Here is a 26,311-nt window from a genome sequence, read left to right as displayed (position 1 = left end):
ATGCGCCTGCTCACCCACCTGCGGCACGTCGACCTCGCCGTGCCCGACTACGACAAGCAGCTCGACTTCTACGCCGGCGTCTGGGGCCTGACCGAGGTCGCCGAGGACTCCGGCATCTCCTTCCTGGCCGCCGAGGGCTCCCCGGAGCAGTACGTCGTGCGGCTGCGCAAGGCCGAGGAGAAGCGCCTCGACCTCGTCTCCTACGGCGCCGCGTCCGCCGCGGACGTCGACACCCTCGCCGAGCGACTCCTCGCCGGCGGCGTGCAGTTGATCTCCCGGCCCGGCAAGGTCGACACCCCGGGCGGCGGCTACGGCTTCCGCTTCTTCGACGTCGACGGCCGCACCATCGAGGTCTCCGCCGACGTCGAGGTCCGCCGCCATCGCAAGATCGAGGAGAAGGAGTCCATCCCGGTCAAGCTCTCCCACGTCGTCCTCAACAGCCCCGACCTGAACCGCACCCGCGAGTGGTACGAGCGCCACCTCGGCTTCGCCCTGTCCGACACGCTCAGCTCGCCGCACATGGGCGAGGTCATGCACTTCATGCGGATCAGCAGCCAGCACCACTCGATGGCCATCGCCCAGGGCCCGCACACCGCGCTGCACCACGTCTCGTTCGAGATGCGCGGCATCGACGAGTACATGCGCGGCTCGGGCCGGGTGACCCGTGCGGGCTTCAAGAAGATCTGGGGCCCCGGCCGGCACATGGCGGGCGACAACACCTTCACGTACTTCCTCGACCCGCACGGCAACACCGTCGAGTACACCACCGAGCTGGAGAACCTGGACGAGGACACCTGGCACCCCCACGTCTACGACTTCTCCCGGCCCGAAGTCACCGACCAGTGGGGCACCGCCAACCCCATGAACGAACTCGTCGCCAAGGAGTCCTTCAACGACCCCGACCGCGGCGTCTTCGTCGCCCCGCCGGTCTGATCCGCGTCCCCGGAGCCGCACCATGCGTTTCGCCGCTTACGAAGAACACCACCGCCGCCGGGTGGCAGTCGTGGAGGAGGACGGCACCCTCTTCCCGTTGCCCGGCGTCACCTCGCTCACCGCGCTGGTCCAGGAGACCGGCGGGCTCCCCGGGCTGCTCGCCGCGGGCGCGGCGGCCCTCGACGTGACCCCCGGCCCGCACGTCTCCCGGGTACGGCTGCTGGCCCCGCTCCAGCCCGCCTCGGTACGGGACTTCGTGACCTTCGAGGAGCACGTCGAAGGGGTGCGCCGCGCCGTGGAGGGCACCGGCGGTGTCCCCGAGCAGTGGTACGCGGCCCCGACCTTCTACTTCACCAACCCGCACGCGATCTACGGCCACCGCGAGGACGTGCCCGTGCCGCCGGGGTCGGCCGTGCTGGACTTCGAGCTGGAGGTGGGCGCGGTGATCGGGCGAGAGGGCCGGGACCTCACGCCCGAGCAGGCCCGCGACCACATCGTCGGCTACACGGTCTTCAACGACTGGTCGGCGCGGGACCTTCAGGGCGCGGAGATGAAGGTCGGCCTCGGCCCCTGCAAGGGCAAGGACACCGCCACCACCCTCGGCCCGTACCTGGTCACCGCCGACGAGCTGGAGCCGTACCGGGACGCCGAGGGGTTCCTACGCCTTGCCCTGACCGCCGAGGTCAACGGCGAGAAGGCCGGCGAGGACCTGCTGTCCAACATGAGCTGGACCTTCGAGGAGATGGCCGCCTACGCCTCGCGCGGCACCCGCGTCGTCCCGGGTGACGTCCTCGGCTCGGGCACCTGCGGCAACGGAGGCTGTCTCGCCGAGCTGTGGGGCCGGCGCGGCGAGCAGACCCCTGCGCCACTGAAGCCCGGCGACACCGTCACCCTCACGGCGGAGGGCATCGGCACGCTCACGAACACCGTCGTCCCCGGGGCGGAGCCCGTGCCCCTGCCGACCGGCCGACGGCGTGGCCGTGAGCGGCCGTGAGCGGCCTGCGGGGCAGACCACCGACAGTTCCGTGTCGTCGCCCTGTGCCCCCTGACGACGGCCCGCGCGAGCGGACCACGCACCAGACCGAAGGGCCGTGACGTCGCCGCGTGGACGGTCACTTTTCCTGCGCCGTACGGCAGTTGATGCGGTAGAGCGGCGGGAGTACGCGAACGCCGGTGCCCGGGGAGGCGTGCCGGTTCGGCCCCGGCGGCCGCTCCGGTGCGGTGACCTCGCCCATACGCCCTCCTTGTTCGATCGCGTGGACCACCAACACGCCACCTACGGCGCGGAGTTGGGACTGCCCGAGGCGGTGCTCGCCGAGGTGGCGGTCGCCCCCGGACGATGACGCGACGCGTACCGCCACTAACGGAGTTCGACCGGATGCTCGACACCGCGCTCGCCGGAATCAAGGAACGGGCCGCCGAACGGGCCGCCTGAAAACGCGGCCGATGAATCGTCAACTCCCAGATCCGCCGAGCCGCCCACCCCTTTTCCGGCAATGGCCGCTCTTTCCATATCCGCGTCCACATCCACCTCCACACGACCTCCGCCTACCGGCATCATCGAGCGTTGCAATATGCCCGATTTGACGCGGCGAGCGGCATTTAATCCACACCTCTCCGTGAAATGGGTCACGCCGACTCCCGCACGCGCCGAAGATCTCGGAGCGCATTCCCGTTCTGCGGACAGAGAGTTGAGTTTTGGATCAAAGAGGGCCAAGGGAATTTGATCTCCACGAACCGACCTCTCGCATTGCCGCCGCGAATTCGCGCCTTGTTACCTCCGGCCTTTCTCGCTTAATGTCACCGTCGAACCGGATGGAACGCCGAATCCTGCCGCTGTCCGGAAGCCGTTACACCCACCCACTTACTCACTCACGCACGGCAGGAGCGGGGGAACCAGGTAAGCCGCCGATCCGGTTTCCGGAACGGCTCGGGGTGAAGTCGCATGCCCAGTGCGACCGGACATCTCCCGTCCGAACCCGACAGCTCACCTCGTAGGCGACGGAGAGGAAATTCGTCATGCCTGCAAAGGGAAAGCACCGCCGTCCCAAGTCCCGCTCGCTCACCCGGGGCATCGCCGCCGCGGGAACGGGCGGAGCCGTGCTCGTCCTGCCGGTGCTCGGCGCGACCGCCGCCCACGCGGCTCAGGCCCCTGCGGCCGTCAAGCCCGCCGCCGCCCCGAACACCCACGTAGTCGTCGCGGGTGACTCCCTTTCCAAGATCGCCCGGGAGCATTCCTTGAGCGGCGGCTGGAAAAAGCTCTACGAGGACAATCGCAACGTCCTCGGTGACGACCCGAAGCTGATCCACCCCGGTCTCAAGCTCACCCTCGGCAAGAAGAACGCCGCCGAGCCCGCGAAGAAGGCGACCGCTTCCCCGGCTTCCGTCAAGACCGCCGCCGCCCCGGCGAAGAAGTCCTACAGCGACAACCTCGACGGCTGGATCCGGGAGTCGCTCGACATCATGGCGCAGCACGGCATTCCCGGCACGTACGAGGGAATCCACCGCAACGTCATGCGCGAGTCCTCCGGCAACCCGTGGGCCATCAACAACTGGGACTCCAACGCCGTCGCCGGAACCCCGTCGAAGGGCCTCCTCCAGGTGATCGCCCCCACCTTCGAGGCGTACCACGTGCCCGGCACCTCGACGGACAGCTACGACCCGGTCGCCAACATCACCGCCGCCTGCAACTACGCGGCCGACCGGTACGGCTCGATCGACAACGTGAACGGCCCGTACTAGACCGCGCCTCTCTGACATGCCGTGAGCCCCGGACACGTGGTGTGCCGGGGCTCACGGCATGCCCGTTCCGCGCGGCGGGGCGGACGGGAGAGGAATGGGCCGCGGATTGCCGGGCACGCGGACGTTGGTAGCCGAAAGATCGGAACCGAAGATCGGAACCGTAGACAGTCGGAACCGTAGACAGAAGTAAACGAAGGAGTTGTCGTGTCGTTCCTCTGGGCCATCATCGCGGGACTCATCATCGGCCTGCTGGCCAAGCTCGTTCTGCCGGGGCGTCAGCCCATTCCCCTGTGGCTGACGGTTCTCCTCGGCATCGTGGGCGCCGTGGTCGGCAACGCTCTCGCCAGCGCCTTCGGCGTTCGCGACACCGGCGGCATCGACTGGATCCGGCACGTCTTCCAGATCGGCGTCGCAGCCGTCCTCATCTCCTTCGTCACCCCTCTGTGGGCCCGACGACACGCTTGATCCCGTCCTGCATCCCGTCCCCTTCCGCGAAGGCCCCCGGCGCACCGCGCCGGGGGCCTTCGTCTCGGCTCGTGCCGACGTCCCGTGTCTCCTACGTCCAGTGGCGCAGGGCAAGGCGGGGAGTCTGCCGGACCAGCCAGGCGCCGGCCAGGCCGATGGCGGCGCCGGCGACGACGTCGCTGGGGTAGTGGGCGCCGCTCTGCACGCGCTCGACCGACACCATCGCCGCCGGTACCGCGCAGACGAGGCCGGCGGCCGGCCAGGCGGGAAGGACGGCGGCGGTGAATCCCACCGCCGCCGCGGTGTGCCCGGAGGGGAAGGAGGAGGAGTCGGGCCGGTCGTCGGCCTCGTCGTGCGGGAACCACTCCTTGGGCGGCCGGGGCCGGTCGGCCAGCTGCTTGCACACGCCGTTCGACGCCAGCTGCGCCACCGTCATGGCGGCGAGACCGGCCACGGCCGCGGTACGGCCGCGCCACCCGCCCAGGCACGCCATCGCGACGGCGGCCCCGCACCACAGCTTCGTGCTCTCCGCCGCCTCCTCCACCCCGGAGAGCACCTTGCCCACACCTGGCGCGACGCGCCGGGCCACCTGCTGCGTCACCACTCGATCGACCTCACTCACAACCGTCAGCAACTTCATGCGCACCAGGTATCCCGTAACGCCGGAAGATACGCAGCTCTTGATCACTTGAGGCCGACCGGTCCGGTCACGTGAGGCCGACTGGCCGAGCCGGTCGGGCCCGCGGCGATCAGGACTCAGACGATCAGGACCCGGCGCCCACGGGTGTGACCGGCCTGGCTGTCGACGTGTGCCGCCGCGGCATCGGCGAGCGGGTACGACTTCTCGACCGGGATGTGGAGCTTGCCCCGCGAGATGAGGCCGGCGGCCTCGACGAGCGCTTCCGGCACGCTCCCGGCCACGCCGGAGAACCGGACACCGAACTCCGGCGCGCCGAGATCGGCGATCGAGAGCACCTTCCGCGGGTCCCCGGTCAGCTCGACGAGTTCGCGGATGACGCCCGATCCGGCCAGGTCCAGAGCCGCGTCGACAGGGCCGAGCCGCCGCACCCGCTCCACCCAGCCCTCGCCGTACGTCGTGGCGCGGGCACCCAGGCCGCGCAGATAGTCCTGGTTCGCGGCCCCCGCCGTGCCGATCACGGCGATGCCCCGGTCGCGGGCGATCTGGAGGACCGCCGACCCGACTCCCCCGGACGCGCCGCTGACCAGCAGCGTCTGCCCGGACCGCACACCGACCTCGCGGATGACGCGCAGCGCGGTCTCCACCACGGAGGGGTAACCGGCCGCCTCCTCGAATGTCAGCCCCTCGGGCATACGGGCCCAGGCCGACAGCACGGCGAACTCGGCATAGGTGTCCGAGCCTTCCCCGAAGACGTGGTCGCCGGCCTCGACTCCTTCGACGCCCTCGCCGACCTCGTCCACCACCCCGGCGGCGTCCAGGCCGACTCCCGCGGGCAACTCGGTCGGGTGGGCCCCCAGGATCTGGCCTTCACGGATCCTCCAGTCGACGGGGTTCACGCCCGCCGCCCGCACGGCGATGCGTATCTGACCGGGGCCCGCATGGGGCTCCTCGGCGTCCACGAGCCGCAGGACGTCCGGACCGCCGAACTCGGCGAAGCTGATTCTCTTCATACGAAGGAACGTAACACTAACGGTTAGTGTTTTGGAACGGTTATGTCTTCGCATTTGTTAGCATCAGCGGATGACCGTGCCGCCCGGACGTCGTGAGCGCAAGAAGGCCGCGACCCGTCAGAAGATCGCTGAGACCGCCCTGCGGCTCTTCCTGGAGCGCGGATACGAGGCGGTGGGCATCCGCGATGTCGCCGCCGAGGCCGACGTGGCCGTCACCACGGTCTTCTCCCACTTCGCCTCGAAAGAGGCCCTGGTGTTCGAGCAGGACGAGGACTTCGAGCACCGTCTGGCGCGGGCGGTCACCGGCCGGGCGCCGCGGGAGCCGCTCATCCCCGTGCTGCGCCACGAGATGCGGGACATGGTGCGGCATTGCACGGCGGACAGCGTCGCGCCGATCTGGCGCATGATCGACACCTCGCCCGCCCTGCGGCAGTACGAGGAGTCGATGCGGCTGCGCCACGCGGAGTCGCTGGCGGCGGCCATCGCCGCCGACCTCGGCCTGCCGCCGGACACCACGGCGTGCCGGACGATCGCGAGGTTCGTGATCGACGCCCATTCGCTGGCCCGTGAGGCGGCCGATCCGCAGGCCGCGGTGGACGAGGTCTTCCGGATGATCGAGGCGGCCTGGGAGGCCGCGGGCCTCGCTGCATGAGCGGCGACGCGGTGCCGGCCGAAGCCGCCGACCGGACCTCCGACCAGCCTGCCGACCGGGCGCCCGGCCAGACCTGCCGCCTGGACGCCCGACCAGACCTGCCGTCCTGACCCGCCGCTGTTACCCTGACAGTTATGGCACGAGGTATCTGGTCGCAGAAGGTCCGCTCCGCCCGCTGACGGCGGCGCCTTCACTCTGCTGAATCCGCGCTCGCCGTCCCGGTTCCCGCCGGGCGGCCTTTTTGCGTTGCCCGGCTCCACTGCGAGCTGCGGAGCATCCCTTGAACCCCACCTCGGCCCCCGAGGCCATGTCCCTGCCCGTCGAAGCGGGCAGCGGCGCGCATCTCCGTACCGACGGCGTCACCGTCACCCGCGGATCCAGGCGCGTCCTGAACGACGTATCCGTCACCGTCTCCGCCCGGTCCCGGATCGCCGTCGTCGGCGAGAACGGCCGCGGCAAGACGACGCTGCTGCACGTCCTCGCCGGCCTGCTCACGCCCGACGAGGGCACCGTGCACCGCACCGGCACGATCGGCCTGGCCCGGCAGGAGCTCTCCGCGCGGGACGGCGAGACCGTCGGCACCCTGACGTCCGAGGCGCTGGCCGCGTCGCTCGCGGCGCTCGGCGCGCTGGACGAGGCGACCCGCGCCCTGGCCGATGGCGCCCCCGCCGCCGACGACCGCTACGCCGCCGCGCTCGACGCCGCCACCCGGCTCGACGCGTGGGACGCCGAACGCCGCGTCGACGTCGCCCTCGAAGCCCTCGGCGCCTGCGCCGATCGCGACCGCCCCCTGACGACGCTGTCGGTCGGGCAGCGCTACCGGGTCCGCCTCGCGTGCCTGCTCGGCGCGCGGCACGACGTCCTTCTGCTGGACGAGCCGACCAACCACCTCGACGCCGGCGGGCTCGCCTTCCTGACCCGCAGGCTGCGCGAGCACGACGGGGGCCTCGCCGTCGTCAGCCACGACCGGGCGCTGCTGCGCGACGTCGCGGACCGCTTCCTCGACCTCGACCCGACCCGCGACGGGAGAGCACGACTGTACGCCGGCGGGTACGACGCCTGGCAGGACGCCCGGCGGCGGGAGCGCGAGCGCTGGGAGCAGGACCACGAGGAGCAGCAGGCCGAGCACCGGCGTCTACAGGACGCGGTGTCGAAGGCCCGCGACCGGCTCTCCACCGGCTGGCGGCCCGACAAGGGCACCGGCAAGCACCAGCGCCAGTCCCGTGCGCCGGGTGTCGTGCAGGCCCTGCACCGGCAGCAGCACGCGCTGGACGCCCACCGCGTCGACGTGCCCACGCCGCCGCCGGCCCTGCGGTGGCCGGACCTCGAAATCCGGCCGGGCGCACCGCAGTTGCGGGCGCACGGCGTAGCGGTCGAAGGGCGGCTCGCCGGTCCCGTCGACCTCACCATCGACGGCGGCGACCGGCTGCTCGTCACGGGACCGAACGGGGCCGGGAAGTCCACGCTGCTCGCGGTTCTCGCGGGCGCCCTCGAACCGACGGACGGATACGTCCGGCCGGCGCAGGGGGCACGGATCGTCCGGATCTCCCAGGAGACCGCCGAGCAGGAACCGGGACTCACCGCCCGCGAGGCACACGCCCGTCACGTGGGGCGCCTGGTGGCCCGCGGGGTGCTCCGCGACGCCGACGCCGTGCCGCTCGGATCGCTCGGGCTGCTGGACTCCGACGCGATGCGCACCCCGGTCGGACGGATGTCGCAGGGGCAGCGGCGGCGTCTGGACCTGGCGCTGGCACTGGCCGGGCGGCCCGGCCTGATCCTGCTCGACGAGCCGACCAACCATCTGTCGTCCACGCTGGTCGACGAGTTGACGGAGGCGATCCGCGCCACGAGCGCCGCCGTCGTCGTCGCGACGCACGACCGGCAACTGCTGCGGGACCTCGCCGACTGGCCGCGGCTGCGCCTGGAGGCGGGCGGGGCGGGGTTGCACCCGGTCTGAGGGGGAGAGGAGGGTGGAGGTTCCCGGACAGCGGGCCGCGGGGCCCGCGGAACGGGCCGCTGTGAACCCCCGCCCTCCGATCCCGCCGGTGGCTCCGGCGTGGTCGACTGCCCAACGCACGTCGAGGGAACGGCGGTTCGCTCCCCGTCTCACCGGCCATCCCCCGGCGGAACCACCCGGTCTCGTCCCTCCGCTCTCATGGGAAGCGCAGGTCACGGCGTGTTCCGCTCCAGGGGCCAACGCGTTATCCTCGTCCCGGAGTTGGGATGAAGCTCCGTGACCGCACCGGCATCCCTTCCCGCCTGCCGTTCCCCCGGCCCGGCGCCGTCCGGATGTCCAGCGGCCAGCTGGAGCCGTACCGCCGACGACACGGCTCCAGCCCGCCCTCCGGTGGAGGAAGACCTCCCGCCTCCTCCCCTTGGAGGGCACCGCGTGAGGAGCTGACGAGGGGGAGCCTCACTCCTTACGCGCCCGGCGGCCGTCGTCACCCCGAAGAGGCGGCGGCCGCCCCGACGGGCCGTCACGGCGGCCCCACTCCAGGCTATTGCGCCCACGTCCGCCCGTCTGCCCGCACGCCAACAATCATGGCCGTGGCGCCTCACCCGGATGCGGCACCGGACGGGCTCGTGAGGACCCACGCGGGTACACGTAGCGCACCCGAACCGCACGTGTTCTCAGCCCGTCAGGAGATCCAGCCGCGATGACCAGCAGCCGACCGGTCCCGCCCGGCCCCAGCGGTGTCCGCCCACGACCGGAGCGGTCGCTGGCGGTGTCCGCGCTGATCGGGGTGGCGGTGATGGCCGCCCTGGACGAGATCGTCTTCCACCAGATCCTCCACTGGCACCACTTCTACGACCGCTCCACCCCGGGCATCGGCCTGCTGTCCGACGGACTGCTGCACACCGGCGAGCTGCTCGCCCTGGTCGCCGGGTTCTTCCTCTTCGCCGATCTCCGCAGGCGCCGCGCCCTGTCCGTCGCGCACGCCTGGGCCGGGTTCTTCCTCGGCCTGGGCGTCTTCCAGCTGTTCGACGGGATCGTCGACCACAAGCTGCTGCGCCTGCACCAGGTCCGCTACGGCGTCGACGTCACCCCCTACGACTGGGCGTGGAACGTCACCGGCCTCGTCCTGCTCCTCGTCGGCGCCGCCCTGACCGTGCGCGCCCGCCGCCGCGACCGGGACCGGTCGGCGGCGTGATCCCGGCCCACGCCCACCCCGGTCACGGCGGTGCCGGGCTCTTGGGAGCCGGAGCCTTCGGGGCCGTCGTCGCCGTGGCCGCGCTGACGCTCGTACTCGCCTATCTGGCGGCCGCCGCCCGGCTGCGCCGACGCGGCGACGCCTGGCCCCGGCACCGGGACGCCTCCTTCGCCGCGGGCGGCGCCGCCCTCGCCCACGCCTTCGTCGGCACGCTGCCCGGCGGGCCGTTCACCGCCCACATGGTGCAGCATCTCGTCGTCGCCATGGCCGCCCCGCTGCTGATGGTCCTGGCCCGCCCCCTCACGCTCGTCCTGCGCGCCCTGCCGCCCGGCCGGGCCCGCCGCGCCCTGCTGACCGTCGCGCATTCCCGGCCCGCCACCTGGCTGCTGTTCCCGCCCCTGGCCGCCCTCCTGGACATCGGCGGGCTGTGGCTGCTCCACCGCACACCGCTGCTGGCCGCCGCCCACCACCGGCCGCTGCTCGGCGCCGCCGTGCACGTCCATGTCCTGGCGGCCGGGCTGCTGTTCGCCTTCGCCGTCTGCCGGCTCGATCCGGTCCGCCACCGGTGGGGCCTCGCCTGGCGCGGCACCACCCTGCTCGCGGCCGGCTGGGCCCACGCCGTCCTCGCCAAGACCCTCTACGCCGCTCCCCCGCCGGGCACCGGCTTCACCGCCGACGACGTCCACACCGCCGCCCGGCTGATGTACTACGGCGGCGACCTCGTCGAGACCGCCCTCGCCACCGTGCTCGCCGCCCAGTGGTACGCCGCCACCGGCCGCGCGCTGCGCCGCCGCGGGCCGCGGGTACCGGAGGCCGCCGGACAGCACGCTGCCGGGACCCCGGCGGGGCCCCGGCAGACGAACCGGAGACTGGCTCACGCCCGTGGCGGGCCTGCGGTCAGTCGTCGAGCATGATGCGGTACCGCGCGATGTCGTGCCGCATGGTGATCTCGGCCTGGCCCTCGGCCTCGCGGTACTTGCCCGTGCCGCCGGTGACCTTCGAGTAGCCGCCGTGCGGCAGCGGGCCGAAGTGGTCGATGGTGTCGCTCAGGCTGATGCCGCCCTTGTCGGTCCGCAGCACCCGGTGGCACAGGGACACGTAGCCCTTGCGCGTCACGTCGACCACGCTGCAGTGCGCCGAGGCGTCGCCGATCTTCTTGCCGGGGTGGCCCTTGCGGTTGGTGTACAGGTGCGAGTGGATGGTCCAGTCGGCGCCGACACGCGCGTGCTCCGGCCTGCTGTCCGACTGCTTGACCGCCAGCCAGTCGAGCACCTTCACGTCGTCCTTGGCCTCGGGCTTGGGGGCCGCCCCGGCGGTGCCGGCCAGGGCGGTGCCCGCCAGCATCGCGGAAGCGGCGGTGAGCACACCGGCACGGAACAGCCGGGTACGGGAACGGGTGCGCGGCAAGGGGAACCTCCAGGAGTGGGGGGAGTGGAACGAGCCCACCTCAACTCCGGCGGGGCGCCGCGGGTAGTGACATGGCCGCAAGGATCACCCGCCTGGTCGCGCGGTGTCACCCGTCGGCAGGCGTGACCGGGTTCGGCCGGCGTTCCCGGCGCGCTCAGCGCCCTTCGCCGACTCCGACCCGGGCCAGCACCCGGTCGGCCAGCTCCCGCGGGGTCAGTTCGCCGTCCAGGAACACCGTGCCGCCGGGCAGGGTGGCGGCCCCCGCCAGGCACGGTTCGATCCTGCCCTTGGCCCAGCGCCGGACGGCCGCCTCGCGCTCGGGGTCGTCGGGGAAGAAGACCCGTCCGTCGATCCGCTTCTCCAGGACCTCACGGGGGACCTGGAGGAAGAAGTGGCGGACGTCGATGCCCGCGTCCTCCAGTGCGCCGAAGATCTCACCGACGTAGCCGGGGTCGACCAGGGTCATGGGGACGAGGACCGGACGGCGGTACTCCTCGACCAGCCCCACCGCCAGCTCGGCGACCTGCCGCCGCCACAACCGCAGATCCTGGAAGTCACCGGTCGGCACCTCCACGATCTTCCGCAGCACGAAGCCGGTCATCTCCGGGTCGTAGACCAGTGCTTGAGGCCAGCGCGGCCTCAACTCCTCGACCAGCGTGCTCTTTCCGCTGCCGAACGCACCGTTCACCCAGACGATCAACGCGCTGCTCCCCCTGTGCCGCGGCATGGTGCCGACTCCTCGGGCGATACGGACGCGGGCCGCGCGCCCGGCGGTTGCAGGGTGAGACCGAGCCGCTCGCGCAGTGCGGAGCGCCCGGTGTCGGTGAGCGTGATGACGCGGGTCGTGCCCTTGCGGGTGAGCCAGCCGTGGTCGAGGGCGTGCCGGAAGAGGGCGGCACCCACCGCTCCCGCGAGGTGCGGGCGGCGTTCCGTCCAGTCGAGGCAGGTGCGGACGTGGGCGCGGCGGGAGCCGTGCGCGGGGTGGTCGTCGACGCCGAGCTCGCGCAGCCAGGCCCGGCCGGCCTCCGTGAGCGAGGGCCCGAAGTCCCAGTCAAGCAGGGCGCGTCGGGTCATGGCCTCGGTGATGGCGACGGCGACCGTGCCCGCGAGGTGGTCGTAGCAGGTCCGCGCGTGCGCCAGGGCGCGGCGCCGGTGGGCGTCGGCCAGTGAGCGGACGGGGGTGGCGCGCAGCGGGGCGTGGGAGGCCAGGCTCTCGATCATCTCAGCGGTGTCGGGCCCGGCGAGGCGCAGATACCGGTGCCGTCCCCGCCGCTCCTGCGTCAGCAGTCCTCCCGCGACCAGTTGGTGGAGGTGGCCGGTGGCCGTGGAGGGGGCGACCCCGGCGAGCCGGGCCAGTTCGGTGGCGGTCCAGGCGCGTCCGTCGAGCATGGCCAGGCACATCGCGGCCCGGGTGCGGTCGGCGAGCAGACCGGCCAGGGAAGCGAGATCGGGGCCGATGACGCTGTCCGCTGCCGGACCGGAGGACGGGAACTGGCTCATGGGAACCAGTCTGACCGGTCGATGCTTCGGCGCCGACCGAAGTCCGGGCGCCCTAGCGTCTGGCCCATGACCGCAACCACGACCGCAACCACGATCACGGCCGCGAAGGACGCCGGGCCCACCGCGGGCTCCGCACCCACCGCGGGAATGGCCGGCACCGACCACGTGACCATCACCCCCAGCATCTTGTACTTCGGCACGCCCGTCGCCCTGCTGACCACCCTGAACCCGGACGGCACGGCGAACCTCGCCCCGATCTCCTCGGCCTGGGCGCTCGGCCACACGGTCGTCCTCGGCCTGGGGGCCGAGAGCCGTACCGCCGCCAATCTCGCCGAGCGCCGGGAGGTGGTCGTCAATCTGCCCCCGTCCGACCTGTGGGCGGCGGTGGAACGCCTCGCCCCGCTCACGGGCGCGGACCCCGTGCCGCCCGCCAAGCGGGAGTTCTACCGTCACGAGGCGGACAAGTTCGCCGCCGCCGGGCTCAGCCCGCAGGGTTCGGAGGCCGTCGGACCGCCCCGTGTCGCCGAGTGCCCGCTCCAGTTGGAGGCCACCGTGCGGACCATCACGCCGGCCGGGCCCGACGGCGGCTTCCGGATCGTCGAGTGCGACGTCGTACGGGTCCACGCCGTCGCCTCGGTGGTGGTCCCCGGCACCCAGCACGTCGACCCGGCCGCCTGGAGCCCGCTGATCTACAGCTTCCGGCACTACTTCGGCCTCGCACGCCCGGAACTCGGCCACGGCTTCCGCTCACAGACCGCGGGTACGGGGTCCTGAACGCGGGGCCGCACGTGCCGCGGCGCTCTCGTCCGGGCAGGCTGGCCGAGCGGGACGCATCCCGCACACCGCCCGCACGTGAGGAACCGCATGACTGACCGGACGCCGACCCCCGCCCCGCCCCACCTCGATGCCGCGGCCATCTCCCGGCTCGTCCCGATGTCCGCCGCGATCGACGCGTTGGAGGCGGTCCTCCTGTCGGGCCTCGACCCCGAGGCGGAACCGGCGCGCGGTGTCGTGGACGTACCCGGGGGCCAGCTGCTCCTGATGCCGTCGGCGACGGCGTCGTACACGGGCGTGAAGATCGCCACCGTGACGCCGGGCAACGCGGAGCGCGGCCTCCCCCGCATCCAGGGGCTGTACGTCCTGCTGGACGGCACGACGCACACTCCCCTGGCGCTCCTCGACGGCATCGCGCTGACCTCGCTGCGCACCCCCGCGGTGTCCGGCGTGGCGATCCGGCACCTGGCGGTCCCGGAGGCACGGCGCCTGCTGGTCTTCGGAACGGGGCCGCAGGCGTGGGGACATGTGGAGGCGGTGCGCGCGGTGCGGCCCGGACTGCGCCACGTCGACGTGGTCGCCCGCAACGCCCGGCGGGTGGCCGCCTTCGTCGACCGCTGCCGCGCCGAGGGCCTCTCGGCGGCCGCGGCGGCCCCCGACGACGTGGCCCGAGCGGACGTGGTCTGCTGCTGCACCACGGCACGCACCCCGCTCTTCGACGGCACCCTGCTCCCCGACCACGCGACGGTCGCCGCGGTCGGCTCGCACGAACCGGACGCCCGCGAGGTCGACGCCGCGCTCGTGGGCCGCGCCACGGTGGTGGCGGAGTCCCGCGAGGTGGCGGCACGCGAATGCGGCGACCTCCTGCTCGCAGCCGCCGAGGGCACCTTCACCATGCCCCGCCTCCACACCCTGACCGCCCTCGTCCGAGGCGAGACGAAGCCCGCGGAGGACCGTCCGCGGTTGTTCAAGTCGGCGGGGATGGCGTGGGAGGACCTGGGGGTGGCGGCGGCCGTGTATGAGGGGTGGGCGGCCGCCGGGTGAGGAAGGCCGTGCCGCGCGGTCGTCAGGGCGTCGTCGTCGACACCACGTACACCATCGGGTGCTGGGCGTTCGCGCGGTCCACCACCACGTCCAGCGTCGGTACCGGGTCCTTCTGTTCGTGGGTCAGTCCCGACCAGGGGCCGGGGCCCGTGAACTCCCAGCCGACCACCTTCTGGTCGCGCTTGCTGATGGTGATGTTCTTCGGCTCCAGCTTGTCGCTGCTCGTGCCGATCTGCTTGAGGAACTTGTCCAGGCCCTTGTTGCTCGTCAGGAACTGGACGTAGAGGCGGCTGGTGCGCCAGTTGTTCGTCTCGTAGTAGGCGACTTCCGCCGAGTACGGCGGGATCGGCACGTCGTACAGGCGGCGCTGCACCCTGGAGGGCCAGCCTTCGGTGAGGCCGGTCGCGGAGTACTTGTCCTCCTTGTCGCGGCCGCTGTTGCGGCTCTGGTTCGCGGAGATCACCAGGTATCCGGCGGGGATGCCGATGAGGAGCACGATGATCGTCGCCGTCAGCCAGCGGCGGCGGATCATGTGGCGGCGGTCCTCGGTCCTGCCGCCGCCGCGGCCCGGCTCGGGCGCGCCGGGGAGGTCCGGGGGCGTGGGCTGGCGGGGGACGGTCATCTACGGGGTTCCCTGGGAAGTGCGGTCGTCGGTGCGGCGGGCCTCGGCGTAGCGCTCGTAGCGCTCGTGGCGCTCGACGCGGCGGCGGTTGGCGCGGCGGAAGCGGCGGGCCACCAGGCGGGCCAGGTCGGCGGCGCCCACCATGCCCGCCTCGGGCCCCAGCTGGGCGCGGGCGATGCGGGCCTCGGGGCGGTAGCCGCGGCCGGTGAGGTGGCGGCGGAAGGCGTCGCGGGCCGGGCCGATCAGGAGGTCGTCGGCCGCGCTGACGCCGCCACCGATGACGAAGCAGGACGGGTCGAGGGCCGCCGCGAGGTTCGCGATGCCGACGCCCAGCCACTGGCCGATGTCCTGGAGCAGCTCGACGCACATCGCGTCGCCCTCGCGGGCCAGCTCGGTGATGAGGGGGCCCGTGATGTCGGGGACATTGCCCTTGACGCGGTCGATGATGCCGTACGCCACCGGGGAGTCGGCGGCGGCGAGCTCGCGGGCCTCGCGGACCAGCGCGTTGCCGGAGCTGTACTGCTCCCAGCAGCCGCGGTTGCCGCAGGGGCAGCGGTGGCCGCCGGGGACGACCTGCATGTGCCCGAACTCACCGGCGACGCCGAACTTGCCGCGCTTGACCTGGCCGTCCTCCAGGATGGCGCCGCCGATGCCGGTGCCGAGCGTGATCATGACGAGGTGGTCCTCGCCGCGGCCCGCGCCGAAGCGCCACTCCGCCCAGGCGGCGGTGTTGGCGTCGTTGTCCACCATGACGGGGACCGCGAGGCGGCCGGAGATGCGGTCACGGAGCGGTTCGTTGCGCCAGGACAGGTGCGGGGCGAACAGGACGCGGTTGCGGTCCGCGTCGACCCAGCCGGCCGCGCCGATGCCGACCGCGTGCACATCGTGCCGGTCGGAGAGGTCCAGGACCAGCTCGACGATGGTGTCCTCGACGACGCGGGGGCTCTTGGACTTGTCCGGGGTCTCCGTGCGGAGCGTCTCCAGGATGTTGCCGTCGGGGTCGACGACGCCCGCCATCACCTTGGTGCCGCCGATGTCGATGCCGACGGTGTTGACGCGGGGGGCCGTCAGGAGGGATCGGCGTTCGCGCGTGCCCACGGTCCGCAGGACGGTGGCTCGTGCGGAGCCGCGGTGCGCGAGGTCGCGGTAGGTGCTCATTGCGGCGATTCTGCCTCACGCTCGTGGGGGCGCGCACAACGGGCTACGGGGTGTGCGCCCCGTAAGGGGCGCGCCCGGAGGGGCGCGGGGAACTGCGCGGCCGGCCACGGAAAGGCCGCAGTCGCGTCTGCGCGGACCTCGGCAGACGCGACTGCGGCTTCTCTCGGGCTGAGCGCGCAGTTCCCCGCGCCCCTTACGGGGCCTCGCGGCCCTCCAGCTCGTGACGGAGGTCATCCAGTTCGCTGCCGCCCGCCATCTCGCGGGTCAGATCATCGAGGCTGATCTCTTCGCGGGCGTACGAGCCCGACATCACACCCCGCTTCAGGAGCACGAAGCGGTTGCCGACCAGATAGGCGTGGTGGGGGTTGTGCGTGATCAGGACCACTCCGAGGCCCTGGTCCCGCGCCGCGGCCACGTACTTCAGGACGACGCCGGACTGCTTGACGCCGAGCGCGGCGGTCGGCTCGTCGAGGACGAGCACCTTCGCGCCGAAGTAGACGGCCCGCGCGATCGCCACGCACTGGCGCTCGCCGCCCGAGAGGGTGCCGATGGGCTGGTCCACGTCGCGCAGGTCGATGCCCATGCGCAGCAGCTCCGCGCGGGTCGTCTCCCGCATGAAGTCGACGTCCAGGCGCTTGAAGGGGCCGACGCCCTTCGTCGGCTCGGAGCCGAGGAAGAAGTTCCGCCAGACCGGCATCAGCGGGACCACGGCGAGGTCCTGGTAGACGGTGGCGATGCCACGGTTCAGGGCCTCGCGCGGGTTGGCGAGCCGGGTCTCCTCGCCCTCGACCGTGAAGCTGCCGGAGTCATGCCGGTGCAGACCCGCGATGATCTTGATGAGGGTGGACTTGCCGGCGCCGTTGTCACCGAGCACGCAGGAGATTTCCCCCGCGTGCACTTCCAGGGAGACACCCTCGAGGGCGCGGATGTTGCCGTAGTACTTACTGACGTCGGCGAGCTCCACGAGCGGCGTGCGCCCGTCCTCGGGGGCCGCGTCCGTCTTCGTGATGTCCGTGGTCACTTCGTCGCCTCCGCCCGCTTGCGGACCCAGTGGTTGAGCAGGGTGGCCAGGAGCAGCATCACGCCGAGGAAGAACTTGAACCAGTCGGAGTCCCACTCGGCGAACACGATGCCCTTGCTGACCATGCCGAAGATCAGCGCGCCGACGGCCGCGCCGACCGCGGAGCCGTAGCCACCGGTGATGAGGCAGCCGCCGATGACGGCCGCGACGATGTAGATCAGTTCGTTGCCGACGCCCTCGCCGGACTGCACGGTGTCGTAACTGAACAGCAGGTGCTGGCCGGAGATCCAGGCGCCGAAGGCGACGCCCATGTAGAGGCCGATCTTGGTGGCGGCGACCGGGACGCCGACCGCGCGGGCCGCGTCCTCGCCGCCGCCGACCGCGAAGATCCAGTTGCCGACGCGGGTGCGCAGCAGGATCCAGGTGGCGACCACGATCAGGGCGAGCCACCAGACGATGGTGATCTTGAAGTCGACGCCGCCGATGGTGATCGTGGAGGCGAAGACGTCCTTGGCGGAGGTGAAGCCCTCCATGTCGGCGATCGACTTCGTGGAGACCGTGCCGCTGATCAGCTTGGTGAAGCCGAGGTTCATGCCGGTCAGCATCAGGAACGTACCGAGCGTGATGATGAAGCTCGGCGGGTCGGTGCGGGTCAGCATGACGCCGTTGAAGACGCCGACCGCGAGGGTGACGACGAGCGAGACGAGCACGCCGACCCAGACATTCGCCGTCATCTGGTAGCTGAACATCGAGGAGATCAGCGCGGACGTCGTCACGAGGACGCCCGCCGAGAGGTCGAACTCGCCGCCGATCATCAGCAGCGCCACCGGCACCGCCATGATGCCGAGGGTCGAGGCGGCGTACAGCACCGTGGCGAGGCTGGTGGCCTGGAGGAAGCTGTCCGCGACGATCGAGAAGAAGACGAAGACGGCGACGGCGCCGACGACGGAGCCGAGCTCGGGGCGGCCGAGCAGCCTCTTCAGCGGCGAGGTCTTCAGGAGGCGCTCGTCGCTCTTGGTGTCCGGAGCCGGGGACGGGGCCGGAGCCGGGGCCGGGGCCGGGGCGGTCATCGGGTCCCTCGCTTCGCGTATTCCTCGAGCTCGGCGGCCTGGTCCTTGGTGATGATCTGGGGCCCGGTCAGGACGGGCCGGCCGCCGCCGAGCACATCGGCGTTGTACTTGTACAGCCAGAGCAGGTCGACGGCCTGGTAGCCCTGGAGGTAGGGCTGCTGGTCGACGGCGAAGCCGAGGTCGCCGGACTTCAGACCGGCGGCGACCTTCTCGTTGAGGTCGAAGGTGTCGACCTCGGCCTTGCTGCCCGCGCTGTCCGCGGCCTTCACGGCGGTGTCCGCGAAGGGGGCGCCGAGGGTGACCACGGCGTCGATCGACTTGTCGGTCTGGAGGCGGGCCTCGATGGAGGACTGGACGTCCGGCATGTTGGTGCCGGTCACGTACAGGTTCTGCATCGTGCCGTCGAAGGTCTTCTTGGCGCCCTCGCAGCGCTGCTCATGGCCGACGTTGCCCTGCTCGTGCAGGATGCACAGCGCCTTCTTCTTGCCGCGCTTGTTGAGCTCCTCGCCGACGGCCTCGCCCGCGATCGTCTCGTCCTGGCCGATGTGGGTGAGCGCGCCGAACTTCTTGGACTCCGCCGATCCGGAGTTCACCGTGATCACCGGGATGCCGGCCTTCTCCGCGCGGGCCATGGCGCCCTTCATCGCGTCGGGCTTGGCCAGCGTGACGATGATCCCGTCGACCTTCTTGTCGATGTACGAGTCGACGAGCTGGGCCTGCTGCTGGGCCTCGTCGTCGTGGGCGTACAGGAACTTGATGTTGTCCTTGACCGCGGCCTGCTTGGCGCCGCTGCGCACGATGTCCCAGAAGGTGTCGCCGTCACCGGAGTGCGTGACCATGCCGAAGGTCCAGCGCGGCGTGTCCACCGCGGCCCTGCCGCCCGCCGCTGCCGCCTTGCGGGCGTCCTCCGCGCGCTTGCCGCCGGTGCTGCTGCATCCGGTCAGCCCCGCGGTCACACCGAGCACCGCCACCAACACGGCGCCCACCGCTCGTACCCCTGTCTTCACCCTAGTCACGACGCCGTGCCCTTCTAGCTCTACTGCTCCGTGCGGCCGGTCCGGATCCCCGGCCCCAGCCGCCCAAGTATCGACCACGCGGATCGCCCGAGCGCGGTTGGGGGAGTTCTAGCGGCGGGCGTGTGGCAGCGTCAATGGCTTTGTCAGAACATTCTGACGACCGCACGGGGCATGCCTACGGCCGTACGAGGAGCTGGAACTCGAAGGAGTAGCGCGACGCCCGGTAGACGTGCGCGCCGAACTCCACCGCGCGTCCCGTGTCGTCGAACGTCGTGCGGCGCATGGTGAGCAGCGGGGCGCCCGGCGGTTCGGCGAGGCGCCCGGCCTCCTCCTCGGTGGCGGCGCGGGCGCCGACGGACTGCCGCGCGCTGTGCAGGGTCAGGCCGGTGGCGCGCATCAGGCGGTAGAGCCCGGTGGCCTCAAGGCGCTCGGTGTCGAGGTCGAGGAGGCCGGTCGGCAGGTGGTTGACGAGGTACGCCATGGGCTCGCCGTGGGCCAGGCGCAGCCGCTCGACGCGGTGCACCTCGTCGCCCTCGGCCACCGCGAGGGCCGCGGCCACCTCGGCGGACGCGGGCTCCACGGTGTTGCGCAGGACGCGGGTCTCGGGGCGCTGCCCCGCCGCCTCCAGGTCGTCGTAGAGGCTGCTGAGCTCCAGGGGACGCTTGACCTGGCTGTGCACGACCTGCGTGCCGACGCCCCGGCGCCGCACGAGCAGCCCTTTGTCGACGAGGGACTGGATGGCCTGACGGACGGTGGGCCGGGAGAGGCCGAGCCGTCCCGCCAGGTCGATCTCGTTGCCGAGGAGGCTGCCCGGGGTCAGGGCGCCGCGCTCGATCGCCGCTTCCAGTTGCTGGGCGAGCTGGAAGTAGAGCGGGACCGGGCTGCTGCGGTCGACGCCGAGCCGGAGGGCCACGGTGGGGTCGTCGGCCCGACCGCCCTGAGCTGATCTGGCGACTGGTTTGGACACAGGCCGAGCGTAGTCCCGGGAGATGATGACGGGAAGTTCTGAAGTTCTGTTGTCCGGACAGTTCGATTGTCCTGACAAAGGATTGACAGGGCGGGGCGGCTGTGAGGAGGGTGGTCCCATGCGCATCGGACTGATCGGAACGGGCCGTATCGGCACATTTCACTCGGCGGCCCTGAGCCGTCACCCCGACGTCACATCGCTCGTCGTCGCCGACGCGGACCCGGTGCGGGCGGCCGGACTCGCCGCGCGGACCGGGGCAGTGCCCGCGCCCTCGGTGGACGACGTCTTCACCATCGGGGTGGACGCCGTGGTGATCACGGCGGCGACCGCGGCCCACGCCGAGCTGATCGGCCGGGCGGCGCGGGCCGGACTCCCGGTGTTCTGCGAGAAGCCCATCGCGCTCGACCTGCCGGGCACGCTGGCCGCGCTCGCCGAGGTCGAGGCCGCGGGCACGGTGCTCCAGCTCGGCTTCCAGCGGCGCTTCGACGCGGGGTACGCGAAGGCGCGCGAGGCGGTGCGGGCGGGCCGGCTCGGGCGGCTGCACACCGTGCGCGCGATCACCTCGGACCCGGCGCCGCCCCCGGCCGCGTACCTCCCGCTGTCCGGCGGCCTCTACCGCGACTGCCTGGTCCATGACTTCGACGTGCTGCGCTGGGTGACGGGGCGCGAGGTGACGCAGGTGTACGCGACCGGCTCCGACGCGGGCCCCGCGATGTTCCGCGAGGCGGGCGACGTGGACACCGCGGCGGCGGTCCTCACCCTCGACGACGGCACGCTCGCCACGGCGACGGCGACCCGGCTCAACGGCGCGGGCTACGACGTACGCATGGAACTCGCCGGTGAGCTCGACCAGTTGGCGGTCGGCCTGGACGACCGCACGCCCCTGACCTCCGCCGAACCGGCGGGCCCGCCCGCGCCGGACAAGCCGTGGCCCGGCTTCCTGGAGCGCTTCGCCCTCGCGTACGAGGCGGAGCTCGCCGCCTTCGTCGAGGTCGTACGAGGGGAGCGGGCGAACCCCTGCGACGGCCGCGAGGCGCTGCACGCGCTGCGGATCGCGGAGGCGTGCGAACGGTCGCGGCGGGAGCGGCGGCCGGTGGCGATGACGGAGATCGCCACGGGGTGAGGCACCGCCTTGCCGTCAGGCCGTGGAGAGCACGGTCCCCTGGGCGATGGCGCACAGGGTCCGCGCGTCCTCGCCGCCCTCTTCGCTCTCGCTGAACAGCTCGCACCGGACCACCGCCTGACGTCGGCCCGTGTGTACGACGACGGCGTGGGCGACGAGCTTGGCCCCGGTCGCCGGGCGGACGTACTGGATGGAGAACCCGGAGGTCAGCACGGCCGGGCCGAGGGTGGTGCCCGCGGCGAACGTGATGCTGTTGTCGGCGGCGTAGGCGAGGACGCCGCCGTGCAGGAAGCCGTTCTGCTGCCGCAACTCCTCGCGGGCGCCGATCTCCAGGGTGGCCGCGCCCTCGCCGAACCGCGTGATGCGCGCCCGCACGAGCCGGCTGAACGGCTGGGCGTCCAGGACTTTCCGGGCCATGGCGAGGTCGATGGGCTCGGGCGGTGTCTCAGTCATGCAGGACTATTACCACCGTCACCGGCCGCCCGGCGAGGGAGCCCCTCAGCCCCCAGCCGCCCCCCGCCCTCAGCCCTCCCCGTCCAGCAGCCCCGCATCGTGCGCCAACAGGGCGATCTGCACCCGGTTGTTGAGGTCCAGCTTCGTGAGGATGCGGGAGACATGGGCCTTGACCGTCGCGACGCTCAGGAACAGCTGGGCCGCGATGTCCGCGTTCGAGCCGCCCCGGCCCACCGCCACGGCGACCTCGCGCTCGCGCTCGCCGAGCAGCTCCAGCCGCGCCAACGCCCGCCGCTTGCGGTCCAGTTGGGGATCGTCGCTCCTCACCTGCGAGATCAGCTGCCGGGTGACCGTCGGGGAGAGGACCGGCTCGCCCGCGGCGACCGCGCGGACCGCCGCGACGATCTGCGCGGGCGCCGTGTCCTTCAGGACGAAACCGGCCGCGCCCGCCCGCAGGGCCCGCAGCACCTGTTCGTCGGCGTGGAAGGTGGTCAGGACGATGACCTCGGGGGCGCCGGGGCGCTTGCGCAGCGCCTCCGTGGCGGCGAGGCCGTCCATCGTCGGCATGCGGATGTCCATCAGGACGACATCGGGCCGGACTTCACCGACCAGCGGGGCGACCTCGGTGCCGTCGCCCGCCTCGCCGACGATCTCGATGTCGTCCGCGCCGCCGAGCATGAAGGAGAGCCCGGCGCGCACCAGCGGGTCGTCGTCGACGAGGAGCAGCCTGATCGGTTTCATGACGCCCACGGTAGCCATGCCTCCAGGTGGAATCCGCCGCCGGGCAAGGCGCGGTGACCGAGCCTGCCGCCCGCGAGCGAGGCGCGTTCGGCGAGGCCGATGAGGCCCTGCCCGGAGCCGGGGACCTTCGGTACGTCACCGGGCGGCGCGGGATTGCGCACGGTCATCGTCAGGCCTTCGCCGGGCGCGCCCGTGACGGTGACGGTGACCTCGGCGCCGGGGGCGTGCTTGCGGGCGTTGGTCAGGGCTTCCTGCGCGATGCGGTACGCGGTGCGGCCGGGGGCGGCGGGCACGGCGTCGGGGTCCGTGACGCGGCTGTCGAGGACGACCTTCATGCCCGCCTCGCGGCACTCGGCGACCAGCGCGTCGAGGGCGGCGAGCGTGGGCTGCGGGCGGCCCGGGGCGTCGGTGTCGCCGCCGCGCAGGACGCCGATCACCTGGCGCAGGTCCTGGAGGGCCTCGTGGGCGCTCTCCCGGATGACGCCCGCCGCGCGGACGACCTCCGGGCGGGGCGCGTCGGGGCGGAACTCCAGGGCGCCCGCGTGGACGCTGAGCAGGGTGAGGCGGTGCGCGAGGACGTCGTGCATCTCGCGGGCGATGGCCTCGCGCGCGAGCCGCTGGGCCTGTTCGGCGCGGAGGGAGGCCTCGTTCTCGGCGCGCAGAGCCCGGTCGTGCAGGCTGAGCAGGAGCTCGCGGCGGGAGCGTACGAACATGCCCCAGCCGATGACCGTCAGGGACATCAGCACCCCGAAGGCGAGCGACACCCCGTACGGCATCTCGGCGTCCGGGCGCATCCAGTACGCGAAGGGGATCATCGCGATCGAGGCGGCGCCGACCCAGGCGACGTAGCGGAAGGGCCGGTGCACGGCGAGGGTGAACAGGGCGACGGCCGCCGCGCCGCCTCCCGTGTCGGAGACCAGGGCGACCGGCACCATGGCGACGGCGAGACCGAGCGGCCAACGTCTGCGCAGCCAGACCGCGGCGCAGGCCAGCGCCCCGACGACCTGGTCGAGGTCGGCGAGGTCCTCGGAGACGTGCGGGTTGGCGCTGATGGCGTCGGCGCCGGCCATCCCGAGGAGGACGGCCGCGGCGAAGCAGGAGAAGTCGGCGAACCAGTCGCGTACGGTCCGCCGCCCCCGGCGCCCCGCGCCGCCGGGGTCGAACTCGCGGGCGATGGTGGAGGGCAGCGCCCAGGGCCTCCCGGGGTGCCGCGTGGGCTCAGTACCGCTCATGACCGACAAATCTACGCACCGGCGGCGGCCGGGACGGCCGTGCACGGCCCCGGCGCGTGATCGTCGACCAAAGGCGCGGCGGTCCCCGACTTTCGGACCCGGCCACCGGGCGGATCCTCGCCCCGCGGCCGATGTGCGGGGGCGAGACGCGGGGCGAGGATCTCGTCCATGAAGCGGCTTCTGGAATTTCTCGGTTTTCTCCTGCTGGTCCAAGGCGCCGGCGGCGTGGTCCACGACCTCACCGACGAGCGGTACGGCTGGGGCCTGCTGAGGCGCTTCGGCTTTCTGGAGAGTTACGAGCTGTTCGCGAGCATCACCATGATCGTGCTGGCGGTCGCGCTGTTCGCCGCCGCGGAGAGCGGGAAGGCGGGCTGACCGTGCGCCGTGTGGCCCGGCCGGGCCTCAGCAGCCGTAGTCCACCAGGTCGAACGAGGCGTAGTGGTCGGCGGTGTAGTAGTCCTCCTGGCTCTTCTCGCCGGTGACGATGCGGCGGGCGCCGCGGTCGTCGGAGCCCGGCGTGACGACCGTGTACTCGTGGTAGTAGCCGGAGCTCTGCCGCGGCAGCTCACCCTCGCGGTTCTGGAAGACGGTGCCGTCCTGCGGGTACGGGTAGGGGCCGCCCGCCTCGATCAGGTCGAGGGTGTCGTGCGCCTGGGAGGGCAGCGCGGAGTAGCAGATGTCGCCGACCGCGGTGACGGAGTACGACGACGCGGAGGCGACGGGGGTGGCGGGGGCCGCGCTCGCGGACGCGGCGACGGGGCCGCCGAAGAGCAGGGCGGCGGCGAGTGCGGTGACACCGAGCATTCGTGGGGGGATTCGCATGGGACCAGTGTGACGCGCGTAGAGGTTGGCGTGTCAACGTCAAGTGCACGAAATTCTCCGCGAGTTAACTTTTCCGGCCCGGCCGTTCACGCGGACCGCTCGTTCGCCGGGGACGGTCCTTCATCGCAGGGCCGTACGCCCCCAGCTCGTCCCGACGAGAACCAGCGCCCCGCCCAACACCCCCACCGCACCGAGCCGTTCACCGCCGAGCGCGATGCCGGCCGCCGCGGCCCACAGCGGTTCCGTGCCGAGCAGCAGGCTGACCCGGGAGGGCGAAGTCCTGCGTACCGCCCACATCTGCACGTAGAAGGCGAAGAGCGTGCAGAAGACGGAGAGGAAGAGCAGCCCCGCCCACTCCCGCGCGCCGAAGCCCACGGCGACGGACCACGGCGACCGCCCCGTACCCATGGCGGCGAGCACGGCGAACACCGCGACGGCGGAGCCGAGTTGGACCGTGGTGAGCGAGAGCGAGTCGGCGTCGCGCACGGCCTTGACGCGGGACATGGCCAGGACGTGGACCGTACGGGCGAGGGCCGCGAGGAGGATCAGCAGGTCACCGGCCGAGGGCCGGGTGAAGCCGCCGCCCTGGGTCAGCAGGACCACGCCGAGCACGGAGAGCCCGGCCGCCGCGAGGAACGCGCGCGGCGGCCGGGTACGCCGCACGGCGGCCTCCGCGAGCGGCGTGAAGATCATGGTGAGGCTGATGATGAGGCCCGCGTTGGTCGCCGAGGTGTGGACGACCCCGTACGTCTCCAAGAGGAAGATGCCACCGAGGATCAGCCCGAGGATCCCGCCCCCGCGCCACTGGGCGCCGGTCAGCGCGCGCAGCGACCGCCACCCCGTCACCACGAGCGGGGGCAGCACCACGGCGAACCGCAGGACGAGGACGGCGACGACGGTGTGCGTCGTCGTGATGCCCTTGGCGGTGAGGTAGCTGGCGCCCCACACCACGGCGACGAGCAGTACGGGCAGATCGGTGCGCCAGGCGCTGCGCGGGGTGAGCGTGACGGGGGCGGCGAGCGTCGACACGGGGCGCGGTCTCCAATGGGTGCGGCGATGTGGAGACTTCGGCGGCTCTCACGCGGAGCCCACACCGTATCGGGCGAAGATCGCGAGGTGAAGACGTGCGGCCGGCCGGAGCAGCTCTCAGTAGCTGCCGTACTCCGGTCGTCCGGCGCGCTCGTACGTGCTGATGACGACGCCCGTGGAGGTCGTACGCGACTGGGCGAGCCGGAAGGCGGTGGGCAGGACGCCCTCCGCGAAGAGCCGCTTGCCGGTGCCGAGGACGACGGGGAACGTCAGCAGGTGCAGGGTGTCGATCAGGTCGTGCCCCATCAGGGACTGCGCGAGCCGACCGCTGCCGTGCATCTGGAGCTCGCGCCCCGGCTGCTCCTTGAGCGCGGTGACGTCCTTGACCAGGTCGTCGCGGCCGATGATCCGGGCGCCCTGCCAGTCGGCGTCGGTCAGGGTGGTGCTCGCGACGTACTTCGGCAGGTCGTTGAGTTTGGTGGCCACGAGGTTGTCGGGGTCGTGCACCGCGGGCCAGTACCCGGCGAAGATCTCGTACGTCCCGCGCCCGAGCAGGAACGCGTCGGCCTGTTCGAAGACCTGGTCGATGAAGGCGCCGAAGTCCTCGTCGCCGTAGGGCACGGACCAGCCGCCGTGTTCGAAGCCGCCGCCGCGGTCCTCGTCCGGGCCGCCCGGGGCCTGGAAGACCCCGTCCAGGGTGAGGAACTGGGTGAATGTGATCTTCATGGCGAACGCCTC

General features: G+C 72.2%; 31 protein-coding genes and 1 riboswitch. Of the genes, 12 read left to right on the top strand and 19 right to left on the bottom strand.

Annotated features, from left to right (window positions below; translation table 11 throughout):
• Together ACF062_RS09845 and ACF062_RS09840 are read left to right on the top strand one after the other, a co-directional pair.
• On the top strand, positions 1 to 933 hold the full coding sequence (locus ACF062_RS09845; RefSeq protein ID WP_392137238.1) for a VOC family protein: 933 nt from the start codon (positions 1 to 3) through the stop codon (positions 931 to 933).
• A 22-nt stretch (positions 934 to 955) separates the two neighbouring features.
• Positions 956 to 1,927: a fumarylacetoacetate hydrolase family protein gene (locus ACF062_RS09840; protein WP_392137237.1), complete on the top strand. Its 972-nt coding sequence runs from the start codon at positions 956 to 958 to the stop codon at positions 1,925 to 1,927.
• Between the two features lie 118 nt (positions 1,928 to 2,045).
• Here the strand turns inward: ACF062_RS09840 and ACF062_RS09835 are convergent, their stop codons facing one another.
• Complete coding sequence (locus ACF062_RS09835) at positions 2,046 to 2,168, bottom strand: hypothetical protein (RefSeq protein ID WP_392137236.1); 123 nt, start codon at positions 2,166 to 2,168, stop codon at positions 2,046 to 2,048.
• A 125-nt stretch (positions 2,169 to 2,293) separates the two neighbouring features.
• On the bottom strand, positions 2,294 to 2,566 hold the full coding sequence (locus ACF062_RS09830; RefSeq protein ID WP_392137235.1) for a hypothetical protein: 273 nt from the start codon (positions 2,564 to 2,566) through the stop codon (positions 2,294 to 2,296).
• Positions 2,567 to 2,784: 218 nt separating this feature from the next.
• Positions 2,785 to 2,949: riboswitch (cyclic di-AMP (ydaO/yuaA leader) on the top strand.
• Between the two features lie 3 nt (positions 2,950 to 2,952).
• On the opposite strand from ACF062_RS09830, the gene ACF062_RS09825 reads away from it, so the two are divergent.
• Positions 2,953 to 3,675 (top strand): transglycosylase SLT domain-containing protein, encoded by a 723-nt coding sequence (locus tag ACF062_RS09825; protein ID WP_392137234.1) that lies wholly within the window; start codon positions 2,953 to 2,955, stop codon positions 3,673 to 3,675.
• 204 nt (positions 3,676 to 3,879) lie between these two features.
• Positions 3,880 to 4,140, top strand: coding sequence for a GlsB/YeaQ/YmgE family stress response membrane protein (locus ACF062_RS09820; protein WP_223777736.1), 261 nt, complete (start codon positions 3,880 to 3,882; stop codon positions 4,138 to 4,140).
• 91 nt (positions 4,141 to 4,231) lie between these two features.
• Here the strand turns inward: ACF062_RS09820 and ACF062_RS09815 are convergent, their stop codons facing one another.
• Both ACF062_RS09815 and ACF062_RS09810 read right to left on the bottom strand, forming a co-directional pair.
• Positions 4,232 to 4,780, bottom strand: a complete 549-nt coding sequence (locus tag ACF062_RS09815) for a phosphatase PAP2 family protein (RefSeq protein WP_392137233.1) — start codon at positions 4,778 to 4,780, stop codon at positions 4,232 to 4,234.
• A gap of 116 nt (positions 4,781 to 4,896) precedes the next feature.
• Entirely contained in the window at positions 4,897 to 5,790 is an 894-nt protein-coding gene (locus ACF062_RS09810; RefSeq protein WP_392137232.1) for an NADP-dependent oxidoreductase, read from the bottom strand.
• A 70-nt stretch (positions 5,791 to 5,860) separates the two neighbouring features.
• Here ACF062_RS09810 and ACF062_RS09805 point away from each other — a divergent pair, with 70 nt between their 5' ends.
• The 4 genes from ACF062_RS09805 (at position 5,861) to ACF062_RS09790 (ending at position 10,508) form a co-directional block, all read left to right on the top strand.
• Entirely contained in the window at positions 5,861 to 6,442 is a 582-nt protein-coding gene (locus ACF062_RS09805) for a TetR/AcrR family transcriptional regulator (protein ID WP_392137231.1), read from the top strand.
• Positions 6,443 to 6,722: 280 nt separating this feature from the next.
• The gene (locus tag ACF062_RS09800; RefSeq protein ID WP_392137230.1) at positions 6,723 to 8,399 is read left to right on the top strand and encodes an ABC-F family ATP-binding cassette domain-containing protein; all 1,677 of its coding nucleotides are present in this window, start codon (positions 6,723 to 6,725) and stop codon (positions 8,397 to 8,399) included.
• A 700-nt stretch (positions 8,400 to 9,099) separates the two neighbouring features.
• Complete coding sequence (locus ACF062_RS09795) at positions 9,100 to 9,594, top strand: DUF2243 domain-containing protein (RefSeq protein ID WP_392137229.1); 495 nt, start codon at positions 9,100 to 9,102, stop codon at positions 9,592 to 9,594.
• 41 nt (positions 9,595 to 9,635) lie between these two features.
• Positions 9,636 to 10,508, top strand: coding sequence for a cytochrome c oxidase assembly protein (locus ACF062_RS09790; protein WP_392137228.1), 873 nt, complete (start codon positions 9,636 to 9,638; stop codon positions 10,506 to 10,508).
• On the opposite strand, the gene ACF062_RS09785 is transcribed toward ACF062_RS09790, so the two are convergent.
• The 3 genes from ACF062_RS09785 to ACF062_RS09775 all read right to left on the bottom strand — a co-directional run bounded on the left by ACF062_RS09785 (position 10,492) and on the right by ACF062_RS09775 (position 12,501).
• Positions 10,492 to 11,001: a hypothetical protein gene (locus ACF062_RS09785; RefSeq protein WP_392137227.1), complete on the bottom strand. Its 510-nt coding sequence runs from the start codon at positions 10,999 to 11,001 to the stop codon at positions 10,492 to 10,494. The two genes, ACF062_RS09790 and ACF062_RS09785, sit on opposite strands and share 17 nt — an antisense overlap.
• A 154-nt stretch (positions 11,002 to 11,155) precedes the next feature.
• Positions 11,156 to 11,701: an AAA family ATPase gene (locus ACF062_RS09780; protein ID WP_392137699.1), complete on the bottom strand. Its 546-nt coding sequence runs from the start codon at positions 11,699 to 11,701 to the stop codon at positions 11,156 to 11,158.
• Positions 11,698 to 12,501: an ArsR/SmtB family transcription factor gene (locus tag ACF062_RS09775; RefSeq protein WP_392137226.1), complete on the bottom strand. Its 804-nt coding sequence runs from the start codon at positions 12,499 to 12,501 to the stop codon at positions 11,698 to 11,700. The genes ACF062_RS09780 and ACF062_RS09775 overlap by 4 nt, the downstream gene beginning before the upstream one ends.
• A gap of 147 nt (positions 12,502 to 12,648) precedes the next feature.
• Here ACF062_RS09775 and ACF062_RS09770 point away from each other — a divergent pair, with 147 nt between their 5' ends.
• Together ACF062_RS09770 and ACF062_RS09765 are read left to right on the top strand one after the other, a co-directional pair.
• Positions 12,649 to 13,275, top strand: a complete 627-nt coding sequence (locus ACF062_RS09770; RefSeq protein ID WP_392137698.1) for a flavin reductase family protein — start codon at positions 12,649 to 12,651, stop codon at positions 13,273 to 13,275.
• Positions 13,276 to 13,365: 90 nt separating this feature from the next.
• Complete coding sequence (locus tag ACF062_RS09765; RefSeq protein WP_392137225.1) at positions 13,366 to 14,319, top strand: ornithine cyclodeaminase family protein; 954 nt, start codon at positions 13,366 to 13,368, stop codon at positions 14,317 to 14,319.
• A gap of 22 nt (positions 14,320 to 14,341) precedes the next feature.
• On the opposite strand, the gene ACF062_RS09760 is transcribed toward ACF062_RS09765, so the two are convergent.
• From ACF062_RS09760 to ACF062_RS09735, 6 genes are all read right to left on the bottom strand, one after another.
• On the bottom strand, positions 14,342 to 14,941 hold the full coding sequence (locus ACF062_RS09760; protein WP_392137224.1) for a sugar kinase: 600 nt from the start codon (positions 14,939 to 14,941) through the stop codon (positions 14,342 to 14,344).
• Positions 14,942 to 16,099 carry an ROK family glucokinase gene (locus tag ACF062_RS09755; protein WP_392137223.1) on the bottom strand — a complete coding sequence of 386 codons (1,158 nt, stop codon included), beginning with the start codon at positions 16,097 to 16,099 and terminating at the stop codon, positions 14,942 to 14,944.
• 193 nt (positions 16,100 to 16,292) lie between these two features.
• Positions 16,293 to 17,108: an ATP-binding cassette domain-containing protein gene (locus ACF062_RS09750; RefSeq protein WP_392137697.1), complete on the bottom strand. Its 816-nt coding sequence runs from the start codon at positions 17,106 to 17,108 to the stop codon at positions 16,293 to 16,295.
• An 8-nt stretch (positions 17,109 to 17,116) separates the two neighbouring features.
• Entirely contained in the window at positions 17,117 to 18,190 is a 1,074-nt protein-coding gene (locus ACF062_RS09745) for an ABC transporter permease (RefSeq protein ID WP_392137222.1), read from the bottom strand.
• Positions 18,187 to 19,176 (bottom strand): sugar ABC transporter substrate-binding protein, encoded by a 990-nt coding sequence (locus tag ACF062_RS09740; RefSeq protein ID WP_392137696.1) that lies wholly within the window; start codon positions 19,174 to 19,176, stop codon positions 18,187 to 18,189. The genes ACF062_RS09745 and ACF062_RS09740 overlap by 4 nt, the downstream gene beginning before the upstream one ends.
• Positions 19,177 to 19,381: 205 nt before the next feature.
• Positions 19,382 to 20,119 carry a GntR family transcriptional regulator gene (locus ACF062_RS09735; protein WP_392137695.1) on the bottom strand — a complete coding sequence of 246 codons (738 nt, stop codon included), beginning with the start codon at positions 20,117 to 20,119 and terminating at the stop codon, positions 19,382 to 19,384.
• Between the two features lie 172 nt (positions 20,120 to 20,291).
• Between ACF062_RS09735 and ACF062_RS09730 the strand changes: the two genes are divergently transcribed.
• A complete protein-coding gene (locus tag ACF062_RS09730; protein ID WP_392137221.1) occupies positions 20,292 to 21,296 on the top strand; it encodes a Gfo/Idh/MocA family oxidoreductase in 1,005 nt (334 codons plus the stop codon).
• Positions 21,297 to 21,311: 15 nt separating this feature from the next.
• Here the strand turns inward: ACF062_RS09730 and ACF062_RS09725 are convergent, their stop codons facing one another.
• The 3 genes from ACF062_RS09725 to ACF062_RS09715 form a co-directional block, all read right to left on the bottom strand.
• Positions 21,312 to 21,749 (bottom strand): PaaI family thioesterase, encoded by a 438-nt coding sequence (locus tag ACF062_RS09725; protein WP_392137220.1) that lies wholly within the window; start codon positions 21,747 to 21,749, stop codon positions 21,312 to 21,314.
• A 69-nt stretch (positions 21,750 to 21,818) separates the two neighbouring features.
• Complete coding sequence (locus tag ACF062_RS09720) at positions 21,819 to 22,490, bottom strand: response regulator (RefSeq protein WP_392137219.1); 672 nt, start codon at positions 22,488 to 22,490, stop codon at positions 21,819 to 21,821.
• On the bottom strand, positions 22,487 to 23,722 hold the full coding sequence (locus tag ACF062_RS09715) for a sensor histidine kinase (protein WP_392137218.1): 1,236 nt from the start codon (positions 23,720 to 23,722) through the stop codon (positions 22,487 to 22,489). Before ACF062_RS09715 ends, ACF062_RS09720 begins: the two co-directional genes overlap by 4 nt.
• 168 nt (positions 23,723 to 23,890) lie before the next feature.
• On the opposite strand from ACF062_RS09715, the gene ACF062_RS09710 reads away from it, so the two are divergent.
• Positions 23,891 to 24,097 carry a hypothetical protein gene (locus ACF062_RS09710; protein WP_392137217.1) on the top strand — a complete coding sequence of 69 codons (207 nt, stop codon included), beginning with the start codon at positions 23,891 to 23,893 and terminating at the stop codon, positions 24,095 to 24,097.
• Between the two features lie 27 nt (positions 24,098 to 24,124).
• Here ACF062_RS09710 and ACF062_RS09705 read toward each other — a convergent pair whose 3' ends face one another.
• From ACF062_RS09705 to ACF062_RS09695, 3 genes are all read right to left on the bottom strand, one after another.
• Positions 24,125 to 24,544 (bottom strand): ribonuclease domain-containing protein, encoded by a 420-nt coding sequence (locus ACF062_RS09705; RefSeq protein ID WP_223777714.1) that lies wholly within the window; start codon positions 24,542 to 24,544, stop codon positions 24,125 to 24,127.
• Between the two features lie 120 nt (positions 24,545 to 24,664).
• Positions 24,665 to 25,573 carry a DMT family transporter gene (locus ACF062_RS09700; RefSeq protein ID WP_392137216.1) on the bottom strand — a complete coding sequence of 303 codons (909 nt, stop codon included), beginning with the start codon at positions 25,571 to 25,573 and terminating at the stop codon, positions 24,665 to 24,667.
• A gap of 117 nt (positions 25,574 to 25,690) precedes the next feature.
• Positions 25,691 to 26,299, bottom strand: a complete 609-nt coding sequence (locus ACF062_RS09695; RefSeq protein WP_392137215.1) for a dihydrofolate reductase family protein — start codon at positions 26,297 to 26,299, stop codon at positions 25,691 to 25,693.
• Positions 26,300 to 26,311 lie beyond the last annotated feature (12 nt).

Source organism: Streptomyces sp. NPDC015345, from assembly GCF_043078805.1.
Classification (GTDB): Bacteria; Actinomycetota; Actinomycetes; order Streptomycetales; family Streptomycetaceae; genus Streptomyces.
Note: the sequence above shows the minus strand (reverse complement) of the source record. Positions and strands in the feature narration are given on the sequence as shown.

Coding starts and splice junctions, on each gene's coding strand:
- ACF062_RS09695 (WP_392137215.1), bottom strand. CDS start 26,299: ATGAAGATCACATTCACCCAGTTCCTCACCCTGGACGGGGTCTTCCAG.
- ACF062_RS09815 (WP_392137233.1), bottom strand. CDS start 4,780: ATGAAGTTGCTGACGGTTGTGAGTGAGGTCGATCGAGTGGTGACGCAG.
- ACF062_RS09810 (WP_392137232.1), bottom strand. CDS start 5,790: ATGAAGAGAATCAGCTTCGCCGAGTTCGGCGGTCCGGACGTCCTGCGG.
- ACF062_RS09705 (WP_223777714.1), bottom strand. CDS start 24,544: ATGCGAATCCCCCCACGAATGCTCGGTGTCACCGCACTCGCCGCCGCC.
- ACF062_RS09715 (WP_392137218.1), bottom strand. CDS start 23,722: ATGAGCGGTACTGAGCCCACGCGGCACCCCGGGAGGCCCTGGGCGCTG.
- ACF062_RS09745 (WP_392137222.1), bottom strand. CDS start 18,190: ATGACCGCCCCGGCCCCGGCCCCGGCTCCGGCCCCGTCCCCGGCTCCG.
- ACF062_RS09805 (WP_392137231.1), top strand. CDS start 5,861: ATGACCGTGCCGCCCGGACGTCGTGAGCGCAAGAAGGCCGCGACCCGT.
- ACF062_RS09835 (WP_392137236.1), bottom strand. CDS start 2,168: ATGGGCGAGGTCACCGCACCGGAGCGGCCGCCGGGGCCGAACCGGCAC.
- ACF062_RS09775 (WP_392137226.1), bottom strand. CDS start 12,501: ATGAGCCAGTTCCCGTCCTCCGGTCCGGCAGCGGACAGCGTCATCGGC.
- ACF062_RS09755 (WP_392137223.1), bottom strand. CDS start 16,099: ATGAGCACCTACCGCGACCTCGCGCACCGCGGCTCCGCACGAGCCACC.
- ACF062_RS09760 (WP_392137224.1), bottom strand. CDS start 14,941: ATGACCGTCCCCCGCCAGCCCACGCCCCCGGACCTCCCCGGCGCGCCC.
- ACF062_RS09725 (WP_392137220.1), bottom strand. CDS start 21,749: ATGACTGAGACACCGCCCGAGCCCATCGACCTCGCCATGGCCCGGAAA.
- ACF062_RS09710 (WP_392137217.1), top strand. CDS start 23,891: ATGAAGCGGCTTCTGGAATTTCTCGGTTTTCTCCTGCTGGTCCAAGGC.
- ACF062_RS09795 (WP_392137229.1), top strand. CDS start 9,100: ATGACCAGCAGCCGACCGGTCCCGCCCGGCCCCAGCGGTGTCCGCCCA.
- ACF062_RS09720 (WP_392137219.1), bottom strand. CDS start 22,490: ATGAAACCGATCAGGCTGCTCCTCGTCGACGACGACCCGCTGGTGCGC.
- ACF062_RS09825 (WP_392137234.1), top strand. CDS start 2,953: ATGCCTGCAAAGGGAAAGCACCGCCGTCCCAAGTCCCGCTCGCTCACC.
- ACF062_RS09765 (WP_392137225.1), top strand. CDS start 13,366: ATGACTGACCGGACGCCGACCCCCGCCCCGCCCCACCTCGATGCCGCG.
- ACF062_RS09845 (WP_392137238.1), top strand. CDS start 1: ATGCGCCTGCTCACCCACCTGCGGCACGTCGACCTCGCCGTGCCCGAC.
- ACF062_RS09770 (WP_392137698.1), top strand. CDS start 12,649: ATGGCCGGCACCGACCACGTGACCATCACCCCCAGCATCTTGTACTTC.
- ACF062_RS09840 (WP_392137237.1), top strand. CDS start 956: ATGCGTTTCGCCGCTTACGAAGAACACCACCGCCGCCGGGTGGCAGTC.
- ACF062_RS09730 (WP_392137221.1), top strand. CDS start 20,292: ATGCGCATCGGACTGATCGGAACGGGCCGTATCGGCACATTTCACTCG.